The organism is Paractinoplanes brasiliensis (genome assembly GCF_004362215.1).
GTDB classification, from domain to species: domain Bacteria; phylum Actinomycetota; class Actinomycetes; order Mycobacteriales; family Micromonosporaceae; genus Actinoplanes; species Actinoplanes brasiliensis.
Map to the genome: position 1 here is coordinate 537,252 of NZ_SNWR01000001.1, position 16,852 is coordinate 554,103.

Here is a 16,852-nt window from a genome sequence, read left to right on the forward strand (position 1 = left end):
ACCCACATGCTTGAGACAGTCCGCGGACCACGCCAGCTGATGATCGGCGAAGGGGTCGCCCAGAACATCCCCCGGGTGGTGGCCGAGCTCGGCACGCGCGTCCTCGTCGTAACCGACAAGATCCTCCTGCGGCAGCCGGGCGTGGCCGGGATCGTGGCCGCCGTACGGGAAAAGGTCGAGAGCGTCGAGGTGTTCTCCGACGCCACCCCGGATGTGCCGCTGACCGATGTCGCCCTGGCCGTCTCGGCCGCCGCCCACGTGAACGCCGACGTCATCCTGGCCGTCGGTGGTGGCACGGTGATCGACCTCGGCAAGATCGTCGGCGTCATCCGGCGCCACGGTGGGACGCCGCGCGACTTCTACGGGGAGTCGAAGGTGCCGGGACCGACGATCCCCCTCGTCGCCGTCCCGACGACGTCAGGCACCGGCTCCGAGCTCACCCCCGTCTCGGTGCTGACCGATCCGGACCGCGTGTTGAAGGTGGGCGTCTCCAGCGTCCACATCGTGCCCGACTTCGCCATCGTCGACCCCGAGCTCACCTACAGCTGCCCCCCGACCGTCACCGCCCACTCCGGCATCGACGCGTTCTGCCACGCGGTGGAGAGCTACACCGCGCGCCCTCGCCCGCACGGACCGCGCGACCCGGTCGAGCAGGTCTTCCTCGGTCGCAACCCGGTCACCGACCACTACGCCCTGCGGGCCGCGGAGCGGATCGCCCGGAGCTTGCGCCGAGCGGTCAAGGACGGTGGCGACACGGACGCGCGCGCGGACATGTCGTACGGGTCCATGCTCGCCGGGCTGGCCTTCTCCCACGCGGGCAACGCGGCCCCGCACGCGCTGCAGTACCCCATCGGCGCCGCCACGCACACGCCGCACGGCCTGGGCGTCGGCCTGCTGCTGCCGTACGCGCTGGACGCGGCCCGCGATGCCATCGCCGACCGGCTGGCCACCCTGGCCGAGGCGTGCGGCCTCGACGTGACCGGCGCCTCGGACGACGAGGCCGCGGACACGTTCCTCACCTGGCTCGACGGGCTCCTGGCCGACATCGGCATCCCGCCCACCCTGGCCGACATCGGCGTGGCCCGCGCCGACCTCCCGCGCTTCGCGCAGATGGCCGGCAGCGTCACCCGCCTGATCCAGAACCACCCGGGCCCGGCCGACACCGCCGGCCTGACCAGGATCCTCGAAGCGGCCTGGACCGGCGAGCGGACCTCGGAGAGACCGGCCTGGCGCTGACTTCCGCGCCATCCGCTGGGGTTCGGCAGACAGGCCGGCCGCCGGTGTTGATGATGGTCTGCGTCAGCTCGCGTTGGTTCGCGACGAGCCGTTCGGGTCAGTCGTGCGGGTCGGCCATGACCAGGGCCAGCCGGCCGGTGCGGCCCTTCTTCGCCGCGTACATCGCGGCGTCCGCCCGGGCGACCAAGGCTTCGGCGTCCGGAAGGACGCGCGACCAGGCCACGCCGATGCTCGCTGCGGGGCGCAGCCGCTCGCCGGCCACCTCCACGGCTCCGGAGTCCAAGGCGTCGATCAGCGACTCGCCGATCCTGCGGGCGTGCGCGGCGTCCGCGACGTCCCGGCAGATCACGACGAATTCGTCACCGCCGAGCCGGCCCACCACGTCGCCATGACGCACCGCCATGCGCAGCCGGTCGGCTACGTAGACCAGCAGCCGGTCACCCGCCAGATGCCCGAAGCGGTCGTTGACCTGTTTGAACTCGTTGAGGTCGAGATAGATGACGGCCACCCCGCGGCCCGGCGGCCGGCTCTCCGTCAGCGCCTCGAGGGTGGCGGCGCGGTTGTGGCAGCCGGTCAGCGGGTCGTACGTGGCCTGCTGCCGCAACTGCTCGCGCAGCCGCACCTCATCGGTCACGTCGGTGAAGCAGAGGATGGCGCCGGTCACGCCGCCCGCCTCGTCGGTCAGCGCCCGCAGGTTGGCGCTGATCCTGCGCAACCCGCGCGCCTCATCGCGGTAGCCGTATTCGACGTCGGCGTCCTCGCCGGTGCTCAGGACCGTCGCCAGCGACGTCTCGATCAGCGGGCGGTCGCCGGGCACCACGCTGCTGAGCATGCCGGTGAGATGCTCACCGCCGGCCGACCCGGCTGACAAGGCGTAGCCCGTGTTCCGATAGACGATCCGTCCCTCGGGATCGATCTGTGCCACGCCCATCGGCAGCGTCTCGGCGAGCCTTCGCAGCAGTTGCTCGCTCGCATGCAGCGCTTCCTGAGCGGCCATTTCGTCGGAGATGTCGAGCATCTCGGCCAGCACGTGCGGCCGCTCACCCTCGAGCCGGTTGTGATTGGTGATCTCGAACCAGATGACCTCGCCGTCGCGGTGCAGGTGGCGGAGCCGTACCCGCCGGGCCGAGCCCACCGGGGAGCCGATCACATCCATGTAGCTGGTCACCGCCCGCCCGCGGTCATCCGGATGCACCAGCTCCAGTGTGCTGCGCCCGATCAGTTCCTCGGCGTCCCACCCCAGCAGCAGCCCGACCGCCGGGTCGACCTCCAGCACCTTCGCGACGTCGTCCTTGACCATCGTGATGTGCCGCGGCCGCGGCTGCTCCTGCTCCGGGCCGGAACCGCTCATTTCAGCGATTCCGCTGAACAGCACCGTGGTCACGTCCCAGCGGTGGGTGGTGTCGATGAACTGCATTCCGACGTAGTGCTCCGGCGCGGCGACCGGGCGCACCCGGCAGCTCGACCAGCCGACGGTCCGGCACGCGACCCAGGCGTCCGCCACCACCGCGTGGTCCTCGGGAACGACCAGGACGAGCGCCGAACTCGCGCGGTGAACCGGGCGCAGCCCGGTTGCGATCAGCTCTTCGGGCAGCGGCACGAACAGGCCGTTCGACGACGCAGCTGCCACGAAACCGCTGCTGTGCGCGGCCAACGCGGCGGCCAACGCCGCATCCCGCTCCGCAGGCGGCGCCTTTTCATGCTCAGCCATACCCGACCTATCGGCAGGGCCCCGCTGAACCGGAGGATTCCCGGGCGAGCGGCGCGGCGAAGGCGGAGCGCCCGCTCGGCCGGAAGCCGGCCCCATCGACTTTCTCGGATCCAAGGAATAGACAGCGGATCAATTCCTCCGGATGCCGAGCGGGCCAATAACGAGCGAACCGTCAATCCGTTACGGCGGTTTATCGGAACAGTCGAGAACGCCGGCCGATCGGACCATCCTCACCCGACCGACCTCGTCACCGGAACGCGGCCCGCGAGGGCCCGAGGGCGACCGCCGAGCTATCGGGGCAGATGGCCGCCGCCGGGATCCTAACCTTCCGGGGCCCTGGTATCACGGTCAATTCACTCATCCAGATGATGTGAATCTGCATCGAGGTCAGCCGATTCACCAGATCGATGACGTGCGGCATTCCCGCCTTGGTAACGCATCCTTTCCGCTTTACAGTGATGCCTTCTCCACCGACCGGACACTGCCGCATCATCAAAAACAAGGATGCTCATGGTCGCCCTCCCTGATCTGATCGCCGCGGTCGCAGTGCTCGGCGCTGTCCTCGTCGCCGTCTGGGCAGCCCGGCGCTCCCGCTCCCATTCCCGCGAGCTGCGGGCCTCGGCCGCCGAGTCCCGAGCCGCGCTGACCGCGGCCCGCGCCGAGGTCGACCAGCTCACCGAGCAGCTCCGGCAGGCGCAGACGGCGGGGGCCACCCGGGCGCCGGTGGCGCACGCCGACGGCCGGCACGTCGAGGTCTTCGTCAACCTGTCCCGGCGACTGCAGTCGCTGGTGCACCGGGAGATCAAACTGCTGGACGCGCTGGAGAACGAGGTCGAGGATCCCGACCTGCTCAAGGGCCTCTTCCAGGTCGACCACCTGGCCACCCGGATCAGGCGGCACGCCGAGAACCTGGCGGTGCTGGGCGGATCGGTGTCGCGCCGGCAGTGGAGCCGGCCGGTCGCGCTGACCGAGGTGCTGCGATCGTCGATCGCCGAGGTCGAGCACTATTCGCGGGTCAAGCTGGTGCCACCGATCGACGGCACGCTGCCCGGGCACGCCGTCGCCAGCGTCATCCACCTGATCGCCGAACTGATCGAGAACGCGACGATGTTCGCGCCGCCACACACCCAGGTGCTGCTCCGCGCGCAGCAGGTTGCCTCCGGCCTGGCGATCGAGGTCGAGGACCGCGGCCTCGGCATGCAGCGCGCCGATCTGGACCGGGTCAACCAACTGCTGGTCAACCCGGACGACACCGACCTCGACGACCTGCTGCGGGACGGGCGGATCGGGCTCTACGTCGTCTCGATGATCGCCCGGCAGCACGGGATCGTCGTCCAGCTGCAGCCCAACATCTACGGCGGCATCCAAGCAGTGATCATCTTGCCGCCGCTGCTGATGAGCTCGGCGCTGGAACCCGCGGCCTCGGCCCCGCACCCGCCCGGCGTGGCTCAGCCACAGGAACGGCTCGAGGTGGCGGGCCGGCCCCCGCTCGAGCGACGGGTTCCACTTCAGCAGCGGATCCCGGTGCGGGAAACGCCTCCGGCCCACGAGCGGCCGCTGCCCAGTGTGGACGGGCCCGCCGCCACGACGGCTCAGATTATTCCTGGCGCCGTGTCGCTGCCGCATGCGGGACCCGGCCGGGCCGAGCCCTGGCAGATCGCCGTGGCGACCGTTGTCCCGCAGCCGGCTCGGGCCACGCCGTCGCGGCCCCCGCTCCCGCGCCGTCGCCGGCAGACCCACATGGCCCCGCAGCTGCAGCTCGGCCCGTCCGCCCCGGGCGCGGAGCCGGACGGCGAACACCACCCGGGTCTGATGGCGTCGTTCATGAGCGGTGTCTCGCAGGGCGAAGCAGATCCACTCCGCCCGGACAGTCATGGCTGACCAGCGGCCCCGATCGCAGAAAGGCCCGGCTCTCATGTCGCGCACCGATCCCGCACGTACGTCTCCGGACCTGGTCTGGTTGTTGTCCGGCCTGATCGACCGCGTTCCGGACACCAGGAGCGCGCTGCTGCTGTCGTCCGACGGGCTGCGGAAGGCCGCCCACGGGCTCGACGACGACGGCGCGGATCACTTGGCCGCGGTCGCCTCGGGGCTCTTTTCGCTGGCCCGCAGCGCCGGCGCCCGGTTCGGGGGCAGCGACGGCGTCCGGCAGGTGGTGGCCGAACTGGAGGAGACACTGCTGTTCGTCTCAGCGGCCGGCTCCGGAGCGGTGCTCGCGGTGGTCGCGGGAAAGGCGGCCGACCCGGGTGTGCTCGGCTACGAGATGGCCCAGATGGTCAAGAGCGTACGGCCGTACCTGGCGACACCTGCTCGGCACGAGCCCGAGTTCCCGGGCGTGCGCGGACGGTGAGCGTGCTGGACACCGATGAGCACTGGTTCGACGACGCCGCGGGACGTCTCATCCGGCCCTACACGGTGAGCAACGGCAGGACCGAGCCGACCACCCGGATGGAGTTGCTGTCGATGGTGATCGCCACCGGGCGGCCGCCACAGGGTCAGCTCGGACCGGAACACGCCCAGGCGCTCGGACTCTGCGGCAGCGTCATCACGGTCGCCGAGATCGCGGCACGGCTCAGGTTGCCCGCGGTCGTCACCAAGATCCTGCTCTCCGATCTGGTGGACCTGGGAGCGGTGGACACCCGCTCCCCCGCCCCGATGGCTGATTCCACCAACTTGACGGTATTGGAGGCCATCCTCGATGCCCTTGAACGACGAATATGACGGGTTCCCGGCCGCGCTCAAACTGCTGATCGCGGGCGGCTTCGGCGTGGGCAAGACGACCTTCGTCGGCACGATCAGCGAGATCGAGCCGCTGCACACCGAGGAACTGCTCACCACCGCGAGCGTCGGCACGGACAGGCTGACCGGTGTCGAAGGCAAGTCGACGACCACGGTGGCGATGGACTTCGGCCGGATCACGATCAGCAAGGACCACGTGCTGTATCTGTTCGGCACGCCGGGGCAGGAGCGCTTCTGGTTCATGTGGGACGAGTTGTCCAGCGGCGCCATGGGCGCGGTGGTGCTGGCCGACACCCGCCGATTGGAGGACTGTTTCCCGGCCGTCGACTTCTTCGAGTCGCGGGGCATCGGTTTTCTGGTCGCGGTCAACGAGTTCGACAAGACATGCCGGTACGAGTCGGACGACCTGCGCAGTGCTCTCGACCTGAAGCCGGACACGCCCATCGTGTTGTGCGACGCGCGCGACCAGCGGTCGGTCACCGGCGTGCTGATCAGCTTGATGCAGCACCTCCTCGCCCTGCAAGCCTGTCGATGACCGAACGGAGCCCCGGCATGATCTACGACCTGTCCGGACGCCACCTGCTCACCCCGGCCGATCCGGAAGTGCCCGTCCGCATGCGCCGGTTGGCCCAGCTCGGCCTGGGCGACGACGCGGACCCGCACCTCGACGAGTTCGCGCGTCGCGCCGGCGACATCACCCGGGCGCCCCTCGCGATGGTCAACTTCATTCAGGAGGACCGCCAATACCTGGGCGGCCTGTACACCGGCACATCCATTCCGGCTGCTCTGCGCGCCGGTCTGGCCGGTCGCACGTTCTCGCGCGAGCACGGCTACTGCCCGCACGTCGTGGTCCGGCGCAAGGCCCTGGTGCTCGACGACGTCTGCGACTATCCGCGATTCGCCGGCAACCCGGTGGTGGACGAGATCGGCATCCGGTCCTACCTCGGCGCGCCGCTGATCGACCGGACCGGTGTCGCGCTCGGCACGGTCTGCGTGGTCGACGTCGAGCCGCGGCCCTGGGGACGGCCGGGGCTCGAGACGATCAAGGCGCTCGCGTCGGAACTGGTCGCCCAGATCCAGGCCCGTGAGGGCAGCTGAGCCCGCGTCATCAACCATGCGCAGTGGGCGGTCACGGTGGGCAGGCAGCGCCCGGACCCGCTCGGCGCAGTGCCCCCGCCCACGCCGGAGTTGACGCGGTCGTGCGAGCGACCATCGACGGCACGAACGAGAGCCGGAGCGTCGTCGACGGGGCAACCCGGGGCCGGCGGCACGTCTCGGCACGAAGTTGTTCTTCTCGGGCCCGCCGGTCAGCATGCACCGCGAAAAGGGGCGAACCCGCCTCATCCGCCCGTGGGCCCTGCAGGAGCGGCATGCGCCCAGGCTCCGCCGCGGTGTTCCGCCCCGGTCGTGGATATCAACTAGCGACAATTACCATGTGTGACGAGGCGACCCCGTTGAGGAACCAGGGACCCCACTGTAGAGTTCGGTCCGGATAGGGACGAACGTAAGTCCAAGACCCCGAACAGGCCCGTTGCCCGCACCGGATTACCGCGTGCCGCCGCCCCCTCGGCGAACCCTCATTCCCGAGGCGGAATCGGCGCCGCCACACGATATTCAGCCATGCCCCGAACCGCGGTGGTGGATATCGAAATCCCCGGAGGAGCGAATGATGGACACCGAGTCCCGGAATCAGGATGCCCTCAAAGCACCGACGGACGACCGGCCGGAACCATCATCGACAACGGAAATGCTGCGATTCCTGCGCACGTACGCCCAGAATTTTCTCAACTCCCGGTTGATGGACGAGCGTCGTTCCTTACCACCGGCACTCATCGCAGAATTCGCCGAGGTGGGCCTGCTCGGCCTGCAAATACCTCCCGATCTCGGCGGCCAGAATTTATCCCACGCCGACATCAACCGGGTATTCACCCAACTGGGCGCCATCGATGCCAACCTGGCCGTTTTCTGCGCGGTGCACAACACCCTGGGAGTAGCGCCGATCCTGCTGTCCGCGACCGACGAGGTCAAGGGCTGCGTGTTGCCGCGCCTGGCCGCGGGCCAAGCCCTGACCACCAGTGCGATCAGCGAACCCGGCATCGGCTCCCACGTTCGGGGCATGACCACCAGCGCGACCCGGAACCCGGACGGCTCGTACACGATCAAAGGCGCCAAGAAGTGGATTTCACTGGGCGGCGACGCGCGCTACGTGAACATCTTCGCCGGGCTCCGCGACGAACGCGGTCGCCCCGTGGGCATCACCGGATTCCTGGCCGACAGCCGTACCCCCGGGTTCGACATCGGCCCGGAAATGCTCACCCTGGGCCTGCGGGCAGTGCCCCAGTACGACCTCACCTTCAACAACCTCAAAGTGCCGCCGTCGGCGCTGCTGGGCGCCGAAGGAGACGGCCTGGCCACCGCCAAGTCGGCATTCATGGGCGGTCGCGCGGTGCTCGCGGCAATGGCGATGGGAGCGTCCATGCGCTCTCTCGAGCTGGCTCAAAGATTCACCAAAGGCCGAGAGGTCGCCACCGGTTCGCTGGCCGAGAACGGCCGCATACGCGAGGTGCTGGCCGAGGCCGCCTACGCGATTCAAGCGGTGGAAACGTTGACCGCCCGCATTGCGACATGGCGGGACGCGGGCCAGAACGTGCCCGACGCGTGGTACTTCTGCGCGAAGATCCTGGGCTGCGAGCTCGCGTGGAAGGCCATCGACACGGCGCTGCAGATATTGGGGGCCCGGGGCTTCCTGGACACCAACACCGTCGGTCAGCATTTTCGCGACTACCGGTTGTTCAGGATTTTCGAGGGCTCCACCGAGGCGATCACGGTGTACCTGGGCACCACGATGGTCAGGCATCCCGACGAGTTCACGAGACTCGTGCACCGGACGCGTCCGGCCACGGCGGTGCTCAGGCTGATCGACCAGGTCGCCGAAATCGGCACCGACCGTCCCGACGACGCCCCCGGCCGGCACATCCACGCGGCTGTCGTCGGTGAGCTGGTGTGCTGGAGCCTGTTGGCGTCGGTGACAAGCGAAGCCGCGGCCCGATCCGCGATGGACGGATACACCGCATCGTGGACCGAGCATCAGCTGCGGTCCCGGCTGCGCAGCGCGCGGCTCGGATCCCAGCGCGACCTGCCCACCCAGGCGGAGTTCGACCAGCATGTGGCGGGTTACGCCCACGCCATCGGCGACGTCGACCAACGGCGCTGGCCCGCCGAGGAGTGGCGCGCCGATCCGCTGCTCAGGTGACGCATCCGGGACCCGGGCGGAGCGGCCGAGCGGGCACGACCGTGGGCCAAATCATATTACGTCTGATGTCAGAGGATCTAGACTTTCCTGACGGCAACCGGGAGGCCGGAGGGAACGTGACCGCATCGGACGAGGCACCCGCTTCCGGTCTGCCCCGGCCGGCCCGCAAACGCCGGCCGGCAAGCCTCGCCCGGGCCGTCACCGCGGAACTCGTCGATCGGGTGGTTCACGGAACGTACCCGCCCGGCACCCCCCTGCCTCCGGAACCCGTGCTCGGCCAGGTCTTCGGAGTGAGCCGGACCGTTGTCCGCGAAGCCGTGAAAGTCCTTCAGGAAAAAGGCCTGGTGCAGGTTCGCCAGGGCGCCGGCACCATCGTCTCGGCGCCGGTGCGGTGGGACATGCTCGACGAGCTCGTGCTGCGCGCGAGCATCGAGACGGAGGAGGGCATGACGATCCTCGACGATCTGGTGGTGACCCGCCGGGTGCTCGAGTCGGACATGGCGAACGTCGCCGCCCGCGCGGCCGACCACGGGACCGTCGAGCGGTTACGGGTCCTGGTGGACGAGATGGACGATCTCGTGGACGACCATCTCGCCTACGCCCGCCACGACCGGGCCTTCCACGACACGGTCATGCAGGCGTCCGGGAACCGTCTCGCCCGGGGCGTGGTCCGGGCGCTGGAAAGCCAGGTGGTCAGCACCGCGCGCTACATGGGCCGGCCGGAGCGGGCGCTGTGCGTCGCCTCCAACCGGGGCCACCGGCGCGTCTACGAGTGCATTGCCGCCCGCGACGCCGAGGGCGCCGCCGAGGCGATGTTCACCCACATCACCGAGGCCTGGCTCGTGCGCCGCGGCGGCCCGGACAACCCGCTGCGCCTGCGACGGTGACCGGCCGGGCCCCTGGCCGTGGGTAAGGTACAGCCATGATGGCTGCGCCGGACAAGTTCTCTTTTCCCCCACGCCGGCGGGCCGAGCGGTTGAGCGTGGCGGTCGTCAGCGAACTGGTCGAGCTGATCGTCACCGGCCAGCTGGCCGAGAACGAGCTGCTGCCCCCGGAGGGCCCGCTCAGCGAGCACTTCGGCGTCAGCCGCACGGTGATCCGCGAGTCGGTCAAGCGGCTCGAGGAGAAGGGTCTGCTGATCGTCACCCAGGGCCGCGGCACGCAGGTCGCCCGGTCCGGCTCGTGGAACATGCTCGACCCGCTCGTCCTCTCCGCGCTCATCGACAACGACGAGTCCCTGGGCATCCTCGACGAGCTGACCATCGTACGGGGAAACCTCGAGTCGGCGATGGCGGGCGCCATGGCCGCCCGGCGCACCGAGGAGGAGCTGACCCGCATCGAGCACGCCCTGCAGGTCATGCGGGAGACCCGTCATGAAAGTGATTCCTTCCGGCAGGCCGACGTGGTCTTCCACCTGACCGTGATGGAGCTTTCCCGCAACCACCTCGCCGAGAACATCGCCAAGCGGCTGTACCTGCATGCGCTGGAGAGCACCAGGTTCCACGGGATGGGCTACGAGAACGCCTTCCAGTCGACTCTCGACGAGCACTCCGCCGTGGTCGACGCGATCGCCCGCCAGGACGTCGCCGCGGCGGAGCAGTCGATGCGTCACCACATCGTCACGTCGTGGCAGCGGCGCCGTTTCGAACCCGCTCGCCGGCAGCAGCCGGAGAGCTGAGGCCGGGCCGGGCGGCCCTATCGTTCCGGAACCGTTCCGGACTCGATCAGTCCCTCCGTGACCAGGTCGCGCCAGACGCCGTCCGGGATGCCGGTCTCGAACCGGCGCAGGTTGTCGTCCACCTCCCCCGGTGAGCGCATGCCGACGGCGACCGCGACGACCGCGGGATGCAGCAGTGGGAACGCGAGCGCGACCGCGGGCAGCTCCACACCGTGCCGTTCGCAGACGGACGCGATCCGGTTGGCCCGCTCGACCACGCCGGCGCCGGCCGGACCGTACTCGTAGGTCGCGCCGGGGGTGGGCCGTGCGGTGGCAAGCAGGCCGGTGGCGAAGACGCCCGCCGCGACGACGGCGACGCCGGCCTCCCGGGCAGGGGTGAGCACCGGTTCGAGGCCGGTGTGGTCGAGCAGCGAGTAGCGGTTGGCCAGCATGACCACGTCGACGAGACCGTCCCGGATGACGCCGGCGAGTCCGTCGGTGGCGTTGGTGCCGATGCCCACGGCCCTGACGACGCCTGCCTGTTTCAGCCGGGCCAGCGAGGCCAGGCCCTCGCGGGCCGCGCCCGGCCACGCCTGGTCGGGGTCGTGCACGTAGGCGATGTCGACCGCGTCGAGGCCCAGGCGCGACAGGCTCTCCTCCAGTGAGCGCTCGACTCCCGACGGCGTGAAGTCCCACCGCCGCCTCAAGTCGCCGGGCACGGCGAACCCGTCGGTGTCCCATCGGGCGGGGGCCGGGTTCGGCACGAGGAGGCGGCCGACCTTGGTCGAGACGACGAACTCGCCGGGCGGATGGCGGCGCAGCTCGGCTCCGAGGCGGCGCTCGGACAACCCGAGACCGTAGTGCGGGGCGGTGTCGAACCAGCGGAGACCGCGTTCCCAGGCCCGTGCGGTGGTCCGCGCGGCCTCGTCGTCATCGACCGCCCGGGCGAAGTTGCCCAGTGCTGATCCGCCGAGCACGAGGACGCCCCGGCTGGACCGGCCCCGGGCCAGCAGGCGCCGGATGGCCTCCGTCACGCCGCGATCCGGTAGAAGGCCGATCCGGTGCCGGCCAGGATCGCTTCCCGCTCCGGCTCGCTCAGGTCGCCGAGGAACTCGGCCACGGCGGCCCGCCAAGTCATCGCCCCGGCGCCGAGCTCGGCCACGGGCCAATCGGACCCGTACATGAGCCGGTCGGGGCCGAAAGCCTCGAGCGCCACCCGGACGGCGTGCCGCATGCCGTCCATCCTGGTCCGTCGCGGGCCGGCCAGGCCGGCAAGTCCGGACATCTTCGCCCACACGTTGGGCAGCCGGGCCAGGTCGCGCAGGTTCGTCTCCCACGCGGCGAGGTCGCCGGCCTCGGTCACGCCGCCGAGATGGTCCAGGACGAACCGGACGTCCGGGTGCGCCCGAACGACGGTCGCGGTCAGCGGCAGCTGCCGCGCTCGCACCACCAGGTCGAAACCGAGGCCGTGCGCGGCCAGCCGGTCCAGGCCGGCGCCCACGGCGGGCCGGGCCAGCCACTGCGGGTCGGGGTCGAGGTGGACGAGGTGACGTACACCCACCAGCCCTCGCCGGGCCGCCGGGCCGAGCTCGTCGAGCTGGGGGCCCGGATCGGCCGAGAGGTCGAGCCAGCCCACCACCCCGGCGATGCGGGGGCTCCGGTGCGCCAGCAGGCGCCGTGTCTCGGCGGCGCTGTTGCTGGACTGGACGACCACGGCCGTCGCCATGCCCGTCGCGTCCAGCATCGGCGCGAGGTCGGCGGGCTCGAAGTCGCGGTCGATCGCCGCCATCGTCGACGGGTCGATCCACGGCTGCGGGTCGGTGGACCGGTTCCAGAGGTGCACGTGGGTGTCGAGGTGCCGGTTCATGACCGGGGCCGGGTGGCGTCGGGGACCAGGCGCAGGCCCGCTCGTACGGGCCGCACGTGCGGCCCGGTGACCGCCGCACCGGTATCGGTCGCCCGTAGGTGGTTGATGTGGTCCTCGTCGACCCGGATGCCGAGGCCCGGCTCGTCACCCAGCACGATCCCGCCGTCCTCGTACTGCTGATCGACGTGGAGCCCGATCGGCGCGGTGAGTCCCTGGACCTCGAAGGCCAGGTGGTTGGGCACCGCCGCGGCCGCGTGCGCCACCGGGTTCGTGTGGTAGGCCACCGGGCTCACCGGCAGGTCGCGGGCGTGCGCCACCGCCGCCACCCGGAGGAAATGGGTGATTCCCCAGACGTTGCCCACCTGCACGATGTCGACCGCGTCGGCGTCGAGCAGCGGCCGGTACTGCTCCAGGCCGGTGAGGTTCTCACCGGTCGCGACGGCGGCGCGGATGCCCCGGCGCACCGAGGCGAGCCCGGCCGCGTCCCAGCGGCGTACCGGCTCCTCGACCCAGGCCAGGTCGACCCGGCGTTCCAGGGCCGTGACGAACCGGACGGCCTGCGAGCGGTTCCACGCCTCGTTCGCGTCGAGCATGAGGGCGGGACGGACCGAGTTGCGGCCGAGGACATCGCGTACCGCTTCCAGCCGGCGCAGGTCGTGCTCGACGTCGTGGCCGCCCTTGAGCTTGGCCGAGCTGAAGCCGTGGTCCGCGAACTCCTCGTACAGCCGCACCAGGGCGTCGTCGTCGAGGGCGATGTCGAGCCCGGAGGCGTAGCCGGGAACGAACCGGTCGAGCGCCCCCAGCAGACGCCAGAGCGGCTCGCCGGCTGCCTTCGCCTTGAGGTCCCACAGGGCCATGTCGATCGCGCCGACGGCGCCGAACGTCGCACCCGAGTGGCCGGTCTTGAAAACGTGGTCGAGCATGCGGTCGTAGAGTGCGGTCACGCCGCGCGGGTCCTCCCCTTCGACGGCGCCGAACACCCGGTCGATCTCGCTGTGCGCGCCGACGCCGACTCCTTCGAGGCCGTTGTCGGTCTCCAGGATCAGCACGTGGACGTCGGTGCGCGGGGACGGCATCACCCCGTTGGCGTCTCCGATCAGCCGCCCCCAGTCGTGCTTGGTGGTCAGGCTGCGGTATCCGATGACCTGCACCCGTTCTCCTTCCCTGCGTGTTCTCGGCTCACTCCTTGGTCCCGCCCGCCGTCATGCCGGCGACCAGGAACCGTTGGGAGAAGAGAAAGACAATCAGTACCGGCAGCACCGAGATGACGGTCGCCAGCGCGAGCGTCGGGAGCTGAATGGATTGGGTGCCGGCGGAACTCGGGTTGAACGCCGGGGTCGAGGCCAGCAGCGAGGTCAGTCCGACCTGGATCGGATAGCCGTCGCTGGACGGCAGCATGACGAAGGGCAGGAAGAAGTTGTTCCAGCTCTGCACGAAGCTGAAGAAGGCGACCAGGGCGACGATCGGCGCGGCCAGCGGCAGCGCGATCCTGGTGAACACCTGCAGCTCCCGGCACCCGTCCACGCGGGCCGCCGCGAGCAGGTCGCGGGGAATGCTCGTCGAGAAGTAGATGTAGGTGAGGTACACCCCGAACGGGAAGAACGACATCGGCAGGATCACCGACAGCGGGCTGCCGATCAGTCCGACCGTGTTCAGCTCGAGGAAGATCGGCAGCACCAGGGCGGTGTTCGGGATGAGCATGACCACGAGGGTCAGGATCAGCAGGAGGCGCCGGAACCGGAACCGGGTCAGGGCCATGGCGTAACCCGCCGGGATGCTGGCGACCAGGGTGATGAGCAGGGCCCCGACCGCGTACAGGGCCGAGTTGGCGACCCAGGTGGTGACCTCGCCGTCGCCGAAGCCGAACAGGGAGTCCCAGTTGGCGGCGAGCCCGTCGAGGCTGCCCGGCGCGAACGGGTTGTCGACGATGAGACCGCGCGCCGATTTGGTCGAGGCGAGCAGCAGCCAGACGATCGGGATTCCGAAGAAAAGCACGAAGATCAGCAGGACTACCGCCGCGATGGCGCGGCCGCTCCACCCGCTGACGCTTCCCCGCCGGGTGCCGGGGTGATTGATCTGCCGTGTCGTCATGGTTCAGTCCGTCTCGAACAGGCCACCGCGCATCACGAAGAACGCCGACAGCACGAGTGCGATGACGAGCAGCAGCAGGGAGATCGCCGCCGCTCCGTTGAAGTCGTTCTGCTGGAACGCGTACTGGTAGGCCAGTTGGTTGAGCGAGTAGTCGTTGGGCACGACCGCGTTGCTGGCCTGCGACAGCAACTGCGGCTCGACGAACAGCTGGGTCCCGGCGGCCAGCGACATGATTCCCATGTACGAGATCCACTTGCGCAGCAGCGGCAGTTGGATGTGCCAGGCGATCTGGACCGTTCCGGCGCCGTCGATGCGGGCGGCCTCGATCACGTCCGGGCTGATGTTGTTGAGCGCTCCGTACATGATCACGATCCAGCCGCCGGCCCCGGTCCAGAACGCGATGATGGCGAAGATCGGGGGAAGGTTCCCGGGCACGATCACCTGGACGAAGCTGTCCAGCCCGAGAAAGCGCAGCAGCCCGCCGACCGGGCTGGCCGTCGGGTCGAGCACGAACAGCCAGAGCAGGACGCTCGACGCGCCGGCCAGCGCGCCCGGCAGATAGAAGATCAGCCGCAGGCTGCTGCTGAGCCAGCGCCACCGGATCGTGTGCACGACGATTGCCAGCAGCGTGACCAGCACGACCAGCGAGACCAGCCAGATCACCAGGTAGAACGCGACATGCCCGACGGCGGGCAGGAACCGGAAGTCGCCGATGACCTTGGTGAAGTTGTCCAGTCCGGCGAAGCCACCCTCGCCGGTGGTGAACGCGAGGTAGACGGCGTACAGCGTGGGCAGAATCCCGAAGGCGACGGTCAAGGCGGCGTAGAGGGCGACGAAGCCGTAGCTCATCGCGCTCCGGCCGCCGCCGGGACGCGCGCCGCCCGGCCGGCGGCGCGCGACAACCGCCGGCCGGGTGCTCTGGTCTACCGCAGTCACTTGACCGTGTAGCCGTCGACCTGAGCCTGGTTCTTGATCGCGGTCTGCCATTGCGGCAGCAGATCGACCAGGTTCTTCCCGCCGGCGATGCCCGGGGTCATCGTCTTGGCCCAGATGGCCTCCTGGCTGAAGATGCCGGAGCCCCAGCCGTCCCAGATCTCCGTGCCGGCCTTGACGATCGCCTGCAGGTCGGTGGCGTAGTAGCCGCTCGACTCCTGCTTCTTGATCCACTTGTCGGCGGCCGCAGCGTAGGCCGGGTACCCCGGCGCCACGTTGACCTGGTAGTCGTCGGCGGTCGTGACGAACTCGGCGAACTTGGCGGCGGCCTTCAGGTTCTTGGAGTGGCTGCTGATGAACCAGGTGCCGCCGCCGACGTTGCCGGTCACGGCGGGCTCACCCTGCCACGCGGGCGGCGCGGCCACGCCGAGCTCGCCCTTTCCGACGTTCAACGACTGCGGGTTGTTGAAGATGGCGCCCGCATACCAGGCCGGGCCGGGCATGACCAGAACCTTGCCCGAGTACTTCTTCACGAACTCCGGCGTGAAGACGCTGATGTTGGGCGTCGTGCCGTTCTTGATCAGCGTGTCCAGCATGGACGCGGCCCGCTTGCACTCCGTGCTGTCGGTGTTGACGGTGACCGACTTCGGGCCGGTGATGTTGTTGGCCTGGCACTTGCTGGCCCAGAAGAAGACCTCGGGAGTCCAGGCGTCGCCCACCGTGCCCACGATGTATCCGGGGTGCTCGCGAGCCACTTTCTCACCGAGCGCCTGGTATTCCTGCCAGGTGGTGGGCACGCTGTAGCCGAACTTGCCGAGCAGGCTCTTGTTGTACCAGAGCACCACCTGGGCCAGGTCGTTGCGCAGGCAGTAGACCTTGCCGTCGACGGTGCACGGGTTCAGCGAGCCGGGGGTGAACCCGTCGAGCGTGGCCTGAGGGATCAGCCCGTCGCTGAGGACCGCCGCGAACGCCTGCTTGCCGTTGCTCTTCTGGCTCGCCCAGGCCGCGTCGTTGTTCTGGGTGGAGAAGACGACGTCCGGCCAGCCGTTGCCGGCGCGGTCGAACAGCTGCATCTTGGTCCGGAACGAGTTGGACCCGTTGGCCGACCCGTCGTAGGTGACCACTTTGACCGGCACGTCGGGGTGGGCCTTCTTGAACGCGTCGACTGCGCCGGTCCGGTCGGCGTCCACCCACACCGTGATCTCGGCCTTGTCGTCCTGGGCGGCCTGCGCGAAGCCGTAGGACCCAGCGGAAGAGTCGTCGCCCCCGCCCCCGCCGCAGCCGGTCAGGGCGAGGACGACGGCCATGACGCCGGCCACGCCGATCGTTGTCAGGCCTCGGCGGGGACGTCCGGTTCGCGTTATT

The 16,852-nt window shown here is 69.8% G+C and carries 16 protein-coding genes; 9 read left to right on the forward strand and 7 right to left on the reverse strand.

Annotated features, from left to right (window positions below; translation table 11 throughout):
- Nucleotides 1-6 precede the first annotated feature (6 nt).
- On the forward strand, nucleotides 7-1,236 hold the full coding sequence (locus C8E87_RS02010) for an iron-containing alcohol dehydrogenase (protein WP_133871495.1): 1,230 nt from the start codon (nucleotides 7-9) through the stop codon (nucleotides 1,234-1,236).
- 97 nt (nucleotides 1,237-1,333) lie between these two features.
- Here C8E87_RS02010 and C8E87_RS02015 read toward each other — a convergent pair whose 3' ends face one another.
- Nucleotides 1,334-2,947 carry a diguanylate cyclase gene (locus C8E87_RS02015; protein ID WP_166661034.1) on the reverse strand — a complete coding sequence of 538 codons (1,614 nt, stop codon included), beginning with the start codon at nucleotides 2,945-2,947 and terminating at the stop codon, nucleotides 1,334-1,336.
- Nucleotides 2,948-3,457: 510 nt separating this feature from the next.
- On the opposite strand from C8E87_RS02015, the gene C8E87_RS02020 reads away from it, so the two are divergent.
- The 8 genes from C8E87_RS02020 to C8E87_RS02055 all read left to right on the forward strand — a co-directional run bounded on the left by C8E87_RS02020 (nucleotide 3,458) and on the right by C8E87_RS02055 (nucleotide 10,617).
- Nucleotides 3,458-4,828, forward strand: coding sequence for a sensor histidine kinase (locus C8E87_RS02020; RefSeq protein WP_133871497.1), 1,371 nt, complete (start codon nucleotides 3,458-3,460; stop codon nucleotides 4,826-4,828).
- Between the two features lie 34 nt (nucleotides 4,829-4,862).
- Entirely contained in the window at nucleotides 4,863-5,297 is a 435-nt protein-coding gene (locus C8E87_RS02025; RefSeq protein WP_133871498.1) for a roadblock/LC7 domain-containing protein, read from the forward strand.
- A gap of 2 nt (nucleotides 5,298-5,299) precedes the next feature.
- A complete protein-coding gene (locus C8E87_RS02030) occupies nucleotides 5,300-5,668 on the forward strand; it encodes a DUF742 domain-containing protein (protein ID WP_239080389.1) in 369 nt (122 codons plus the stop codon).
- Nucleotides 5,646-6,221: a GTP-binding protein gene (locus C8E87_RS02035; RefSeq protein WP_133871500.1), complete on the forward strand. Its 576-nt coding sequence runs from the start codon at nucleotides 5,646-5,648 to the stop codon at nucleotides 6,219-6,221. Before C8E87_RS02030 ends, C8E87_RS02035 begins: the two co-directional genes overlap by 23 nt.
- Before the next feature lie 17 nt (nucleotides 6,222-6,238).
- Entirely contained in the window at nucleotides 6,239-6,784 is a 546-nt protein-coding gene (locus C8E87_RS02040; RefSeq protein ID WP_133871501.1) for a GAF domain-containing protein, read from the forward strand.
- Nucleotides 6,785-7,355: 571 nt separating this feature from the next.
- The gene (locus C8E87_RS02045; protein ID WP_133876559.1) at nucleotides 7,356-8,939 is read left to right on the forward strand and encodes an acyl-CoA dehydrogenase family protein; all 1,584 of its coding nucleotides are present in this window, start codon (nucleotides 7,356-7,358) and stop codon (nucleotides 8,937-8,939) included.
- A gap of 116 nt (nucleotides 8,940-9,055) precedes the next feature.
- Nucleotides 9,056-9,826, forward strand: coding sequence for a FadR/GntR family transcriptional regulator (locus C8E87_RS02050; RefSeq protein WP_239080391.1), 771 nt, complete (start codon nucleotides 9,056-9,058; stop codon nucleotides 9,824-9,826).
- A 35-nt stretch (nucleotides 9,827-9,861) separates the two neighbouring features.
- On the forward strand, nucleotides 9,862-10,617 hold the full coding sequence (locus C8E87_RS02055) for a FadR/GntR family transcriptional regulator (RefSeq protein WP_133871503.1): 756 nt from the start codon (nucleotides 9,862-9,864) through the stop codon (nucleotides 10,615-10,617).
- Between the two features lie 17 nt (nucleotides 10,618-10,634).
- On the opposite strand, the gene C8E87_RS02060 is transcribed toward C8E87_RS02055, so the two are convergent.
- From C8E87_RS02060 to C8E87_RS02085, 6 genes are read right to left on the reverse strand one after another with little or no spacing between them, the layout of a single operon-like run.
- Entirely contained in the window at nucleotides 10,635-11,630 is a 996-nt protein-coding gene (locus C8E87_RS02060) for an aldo/keto reductase (protein WP_133871504.1), read from the reverse strand.
- Nucleotides 11,627-12,463 carry an amidohydrolase family protein gene (locus tag C8E87_RS02065; protein WP_133871505.1) on the reverse strand — a complete coding sequence of 279 codons (837 nt, stop codon included), beginning with the start codon at nucleotides 12,461-12,463 and terminating at the stop codon, nucleotides 11,627-11,629. The genes C8E87_RS02060 and C8E87_RS02065 overlap by 4 nt, the downstream gene beginning before the upstream one ends.
- Nucleotides 12,460-13,614 (reverse strand): mandelate racemase/muconate lactonizing enzyme family protein, encoded by a 1,155-nt coding sequence (locus C8E87_RS02070; RefSeq protein WP_133871506.1) that lies wholly within the window; start codon nucleotides 13,612-13,614, stop codon nucleotides 12,460-12,462. Before C8E87_RS02070 ends, C8E87_RS02065 begins: the two co-directional genes overlap by 4 nt.
- 28 nt (nucleotides 13,615-13,642) lie before the next feature.
- Nucleotides 13,643-14,554: a carbohydrate ABC transporter permease gene (locus C8E87_RS02075; protein WP_133871507.1), complete on the reverse strand. Its 912-nt coding sequence runs from the start codon at nucleotides 14,552-14,554 to the stop codon at nucleotides 13,643-13,645.
- A 3-nt stretch (nucleotides 14,555-14,557) separates the two neighbouring features.
- The gene (locus C8E87_RS02080; RefSeq protein WP_203720771.1) at nucleotides 14,558-15,490 is read right to left on the reverse strand and encodes a carbohydrate ABC transporter permease; all 933 of its coding nucleotides are present in this window, start codon (nucleotides 15,488-15,490) and stop codon (nucleotides 14,558-14,560) included.
- Nucleotides 15,487-16,806 carry an ABC transporter substrate-binding protein gene (locus tag C8E87_RS02085; protein WP_239080392.1) on the reverse strand — a complete coding sequence of 440 codons (1,320 nt, stop codon included), beginning with the start codon at nucleotides 16,804-16,806 and terminating at the stop codon, nucleotides 15,487-15,489. The genes C8E87_RS02080 and C8E87_RS02085 overlap by 4 nt, the downstream gene beginning before the upstream one ends.
- Nucleotides 16,807-16,852: the final 46 nt, after the last annotated feature.

Coding starts and splice junctions, on each gene's coding strand:
- C8E87_RS02055 (WP_133871503.1), top strand. CDS start 9,862: ATGATGGCTGCGCCGGACAAGTTCTCTTTTCCCCCACGCCGGCGGGCC.
- C8E87_RS02010 (WP_133871495.1), top strand. CDS start 7: ATGCTTGAGACAGTCCGCGGACCACGCCAGCTGATGATCGGCGAAGGG.
- C8E87_RS02065 (WP_133871505.1), bottom strand. CDS start 12,463: ATGAACCGGCACCTCGACACCCACGTGCACCTCTGGAACCGGTCCACC.
- C8E87_RS02020 (WP_133871497.1), top strand. CDS start 3,458: ATGGTCGCCCTCCCTGATCTGATCGCCGCGGTCGCAGTGCTCGGCGCT.
- C8E87_RS02015 (WP_166661034.1), bottom strand. CDS start 2,947: ATGGCTGAGCATGAAAAGGCGCCGCCTGCGGAGCGGGATGCGGCGTTG.
- C8E87_RS02045 (WP_133876559.1), top strand. CDS start 7,356: ATGGACACCGAGTCCCGGAATCAGGATGCCCTCAAAGCACCGACGGAC.
- C8E87_RS02040 (WP_133871501.1), top strand. CDS start 6,239: ATGATCTACGACCTGTCCGGACGCCACCTGCTCACCCCGGCCGATCCG.
- C8E87_RS02035 (WP_133871500.1), top strand. CDS start 5,646: ATGCCCTTGAACGACGAATATGACGGGTTCCCGGCCGCGCTCAAACTG.
- C8E87_RS02075 (WP_133871507.1), bottom strand. CDS start 14,554: ATGACGACACGGCAGATCAATCACCCCGGCACCCGGCGGGGAAGCGTC.
- C8E87_RS02025 (WP_133871498.1), top strand. CDS start 4,863: ATGTCGCGCACCGATCCCGCACGTACGTCTCCGGACCTGGTCTGGTTG.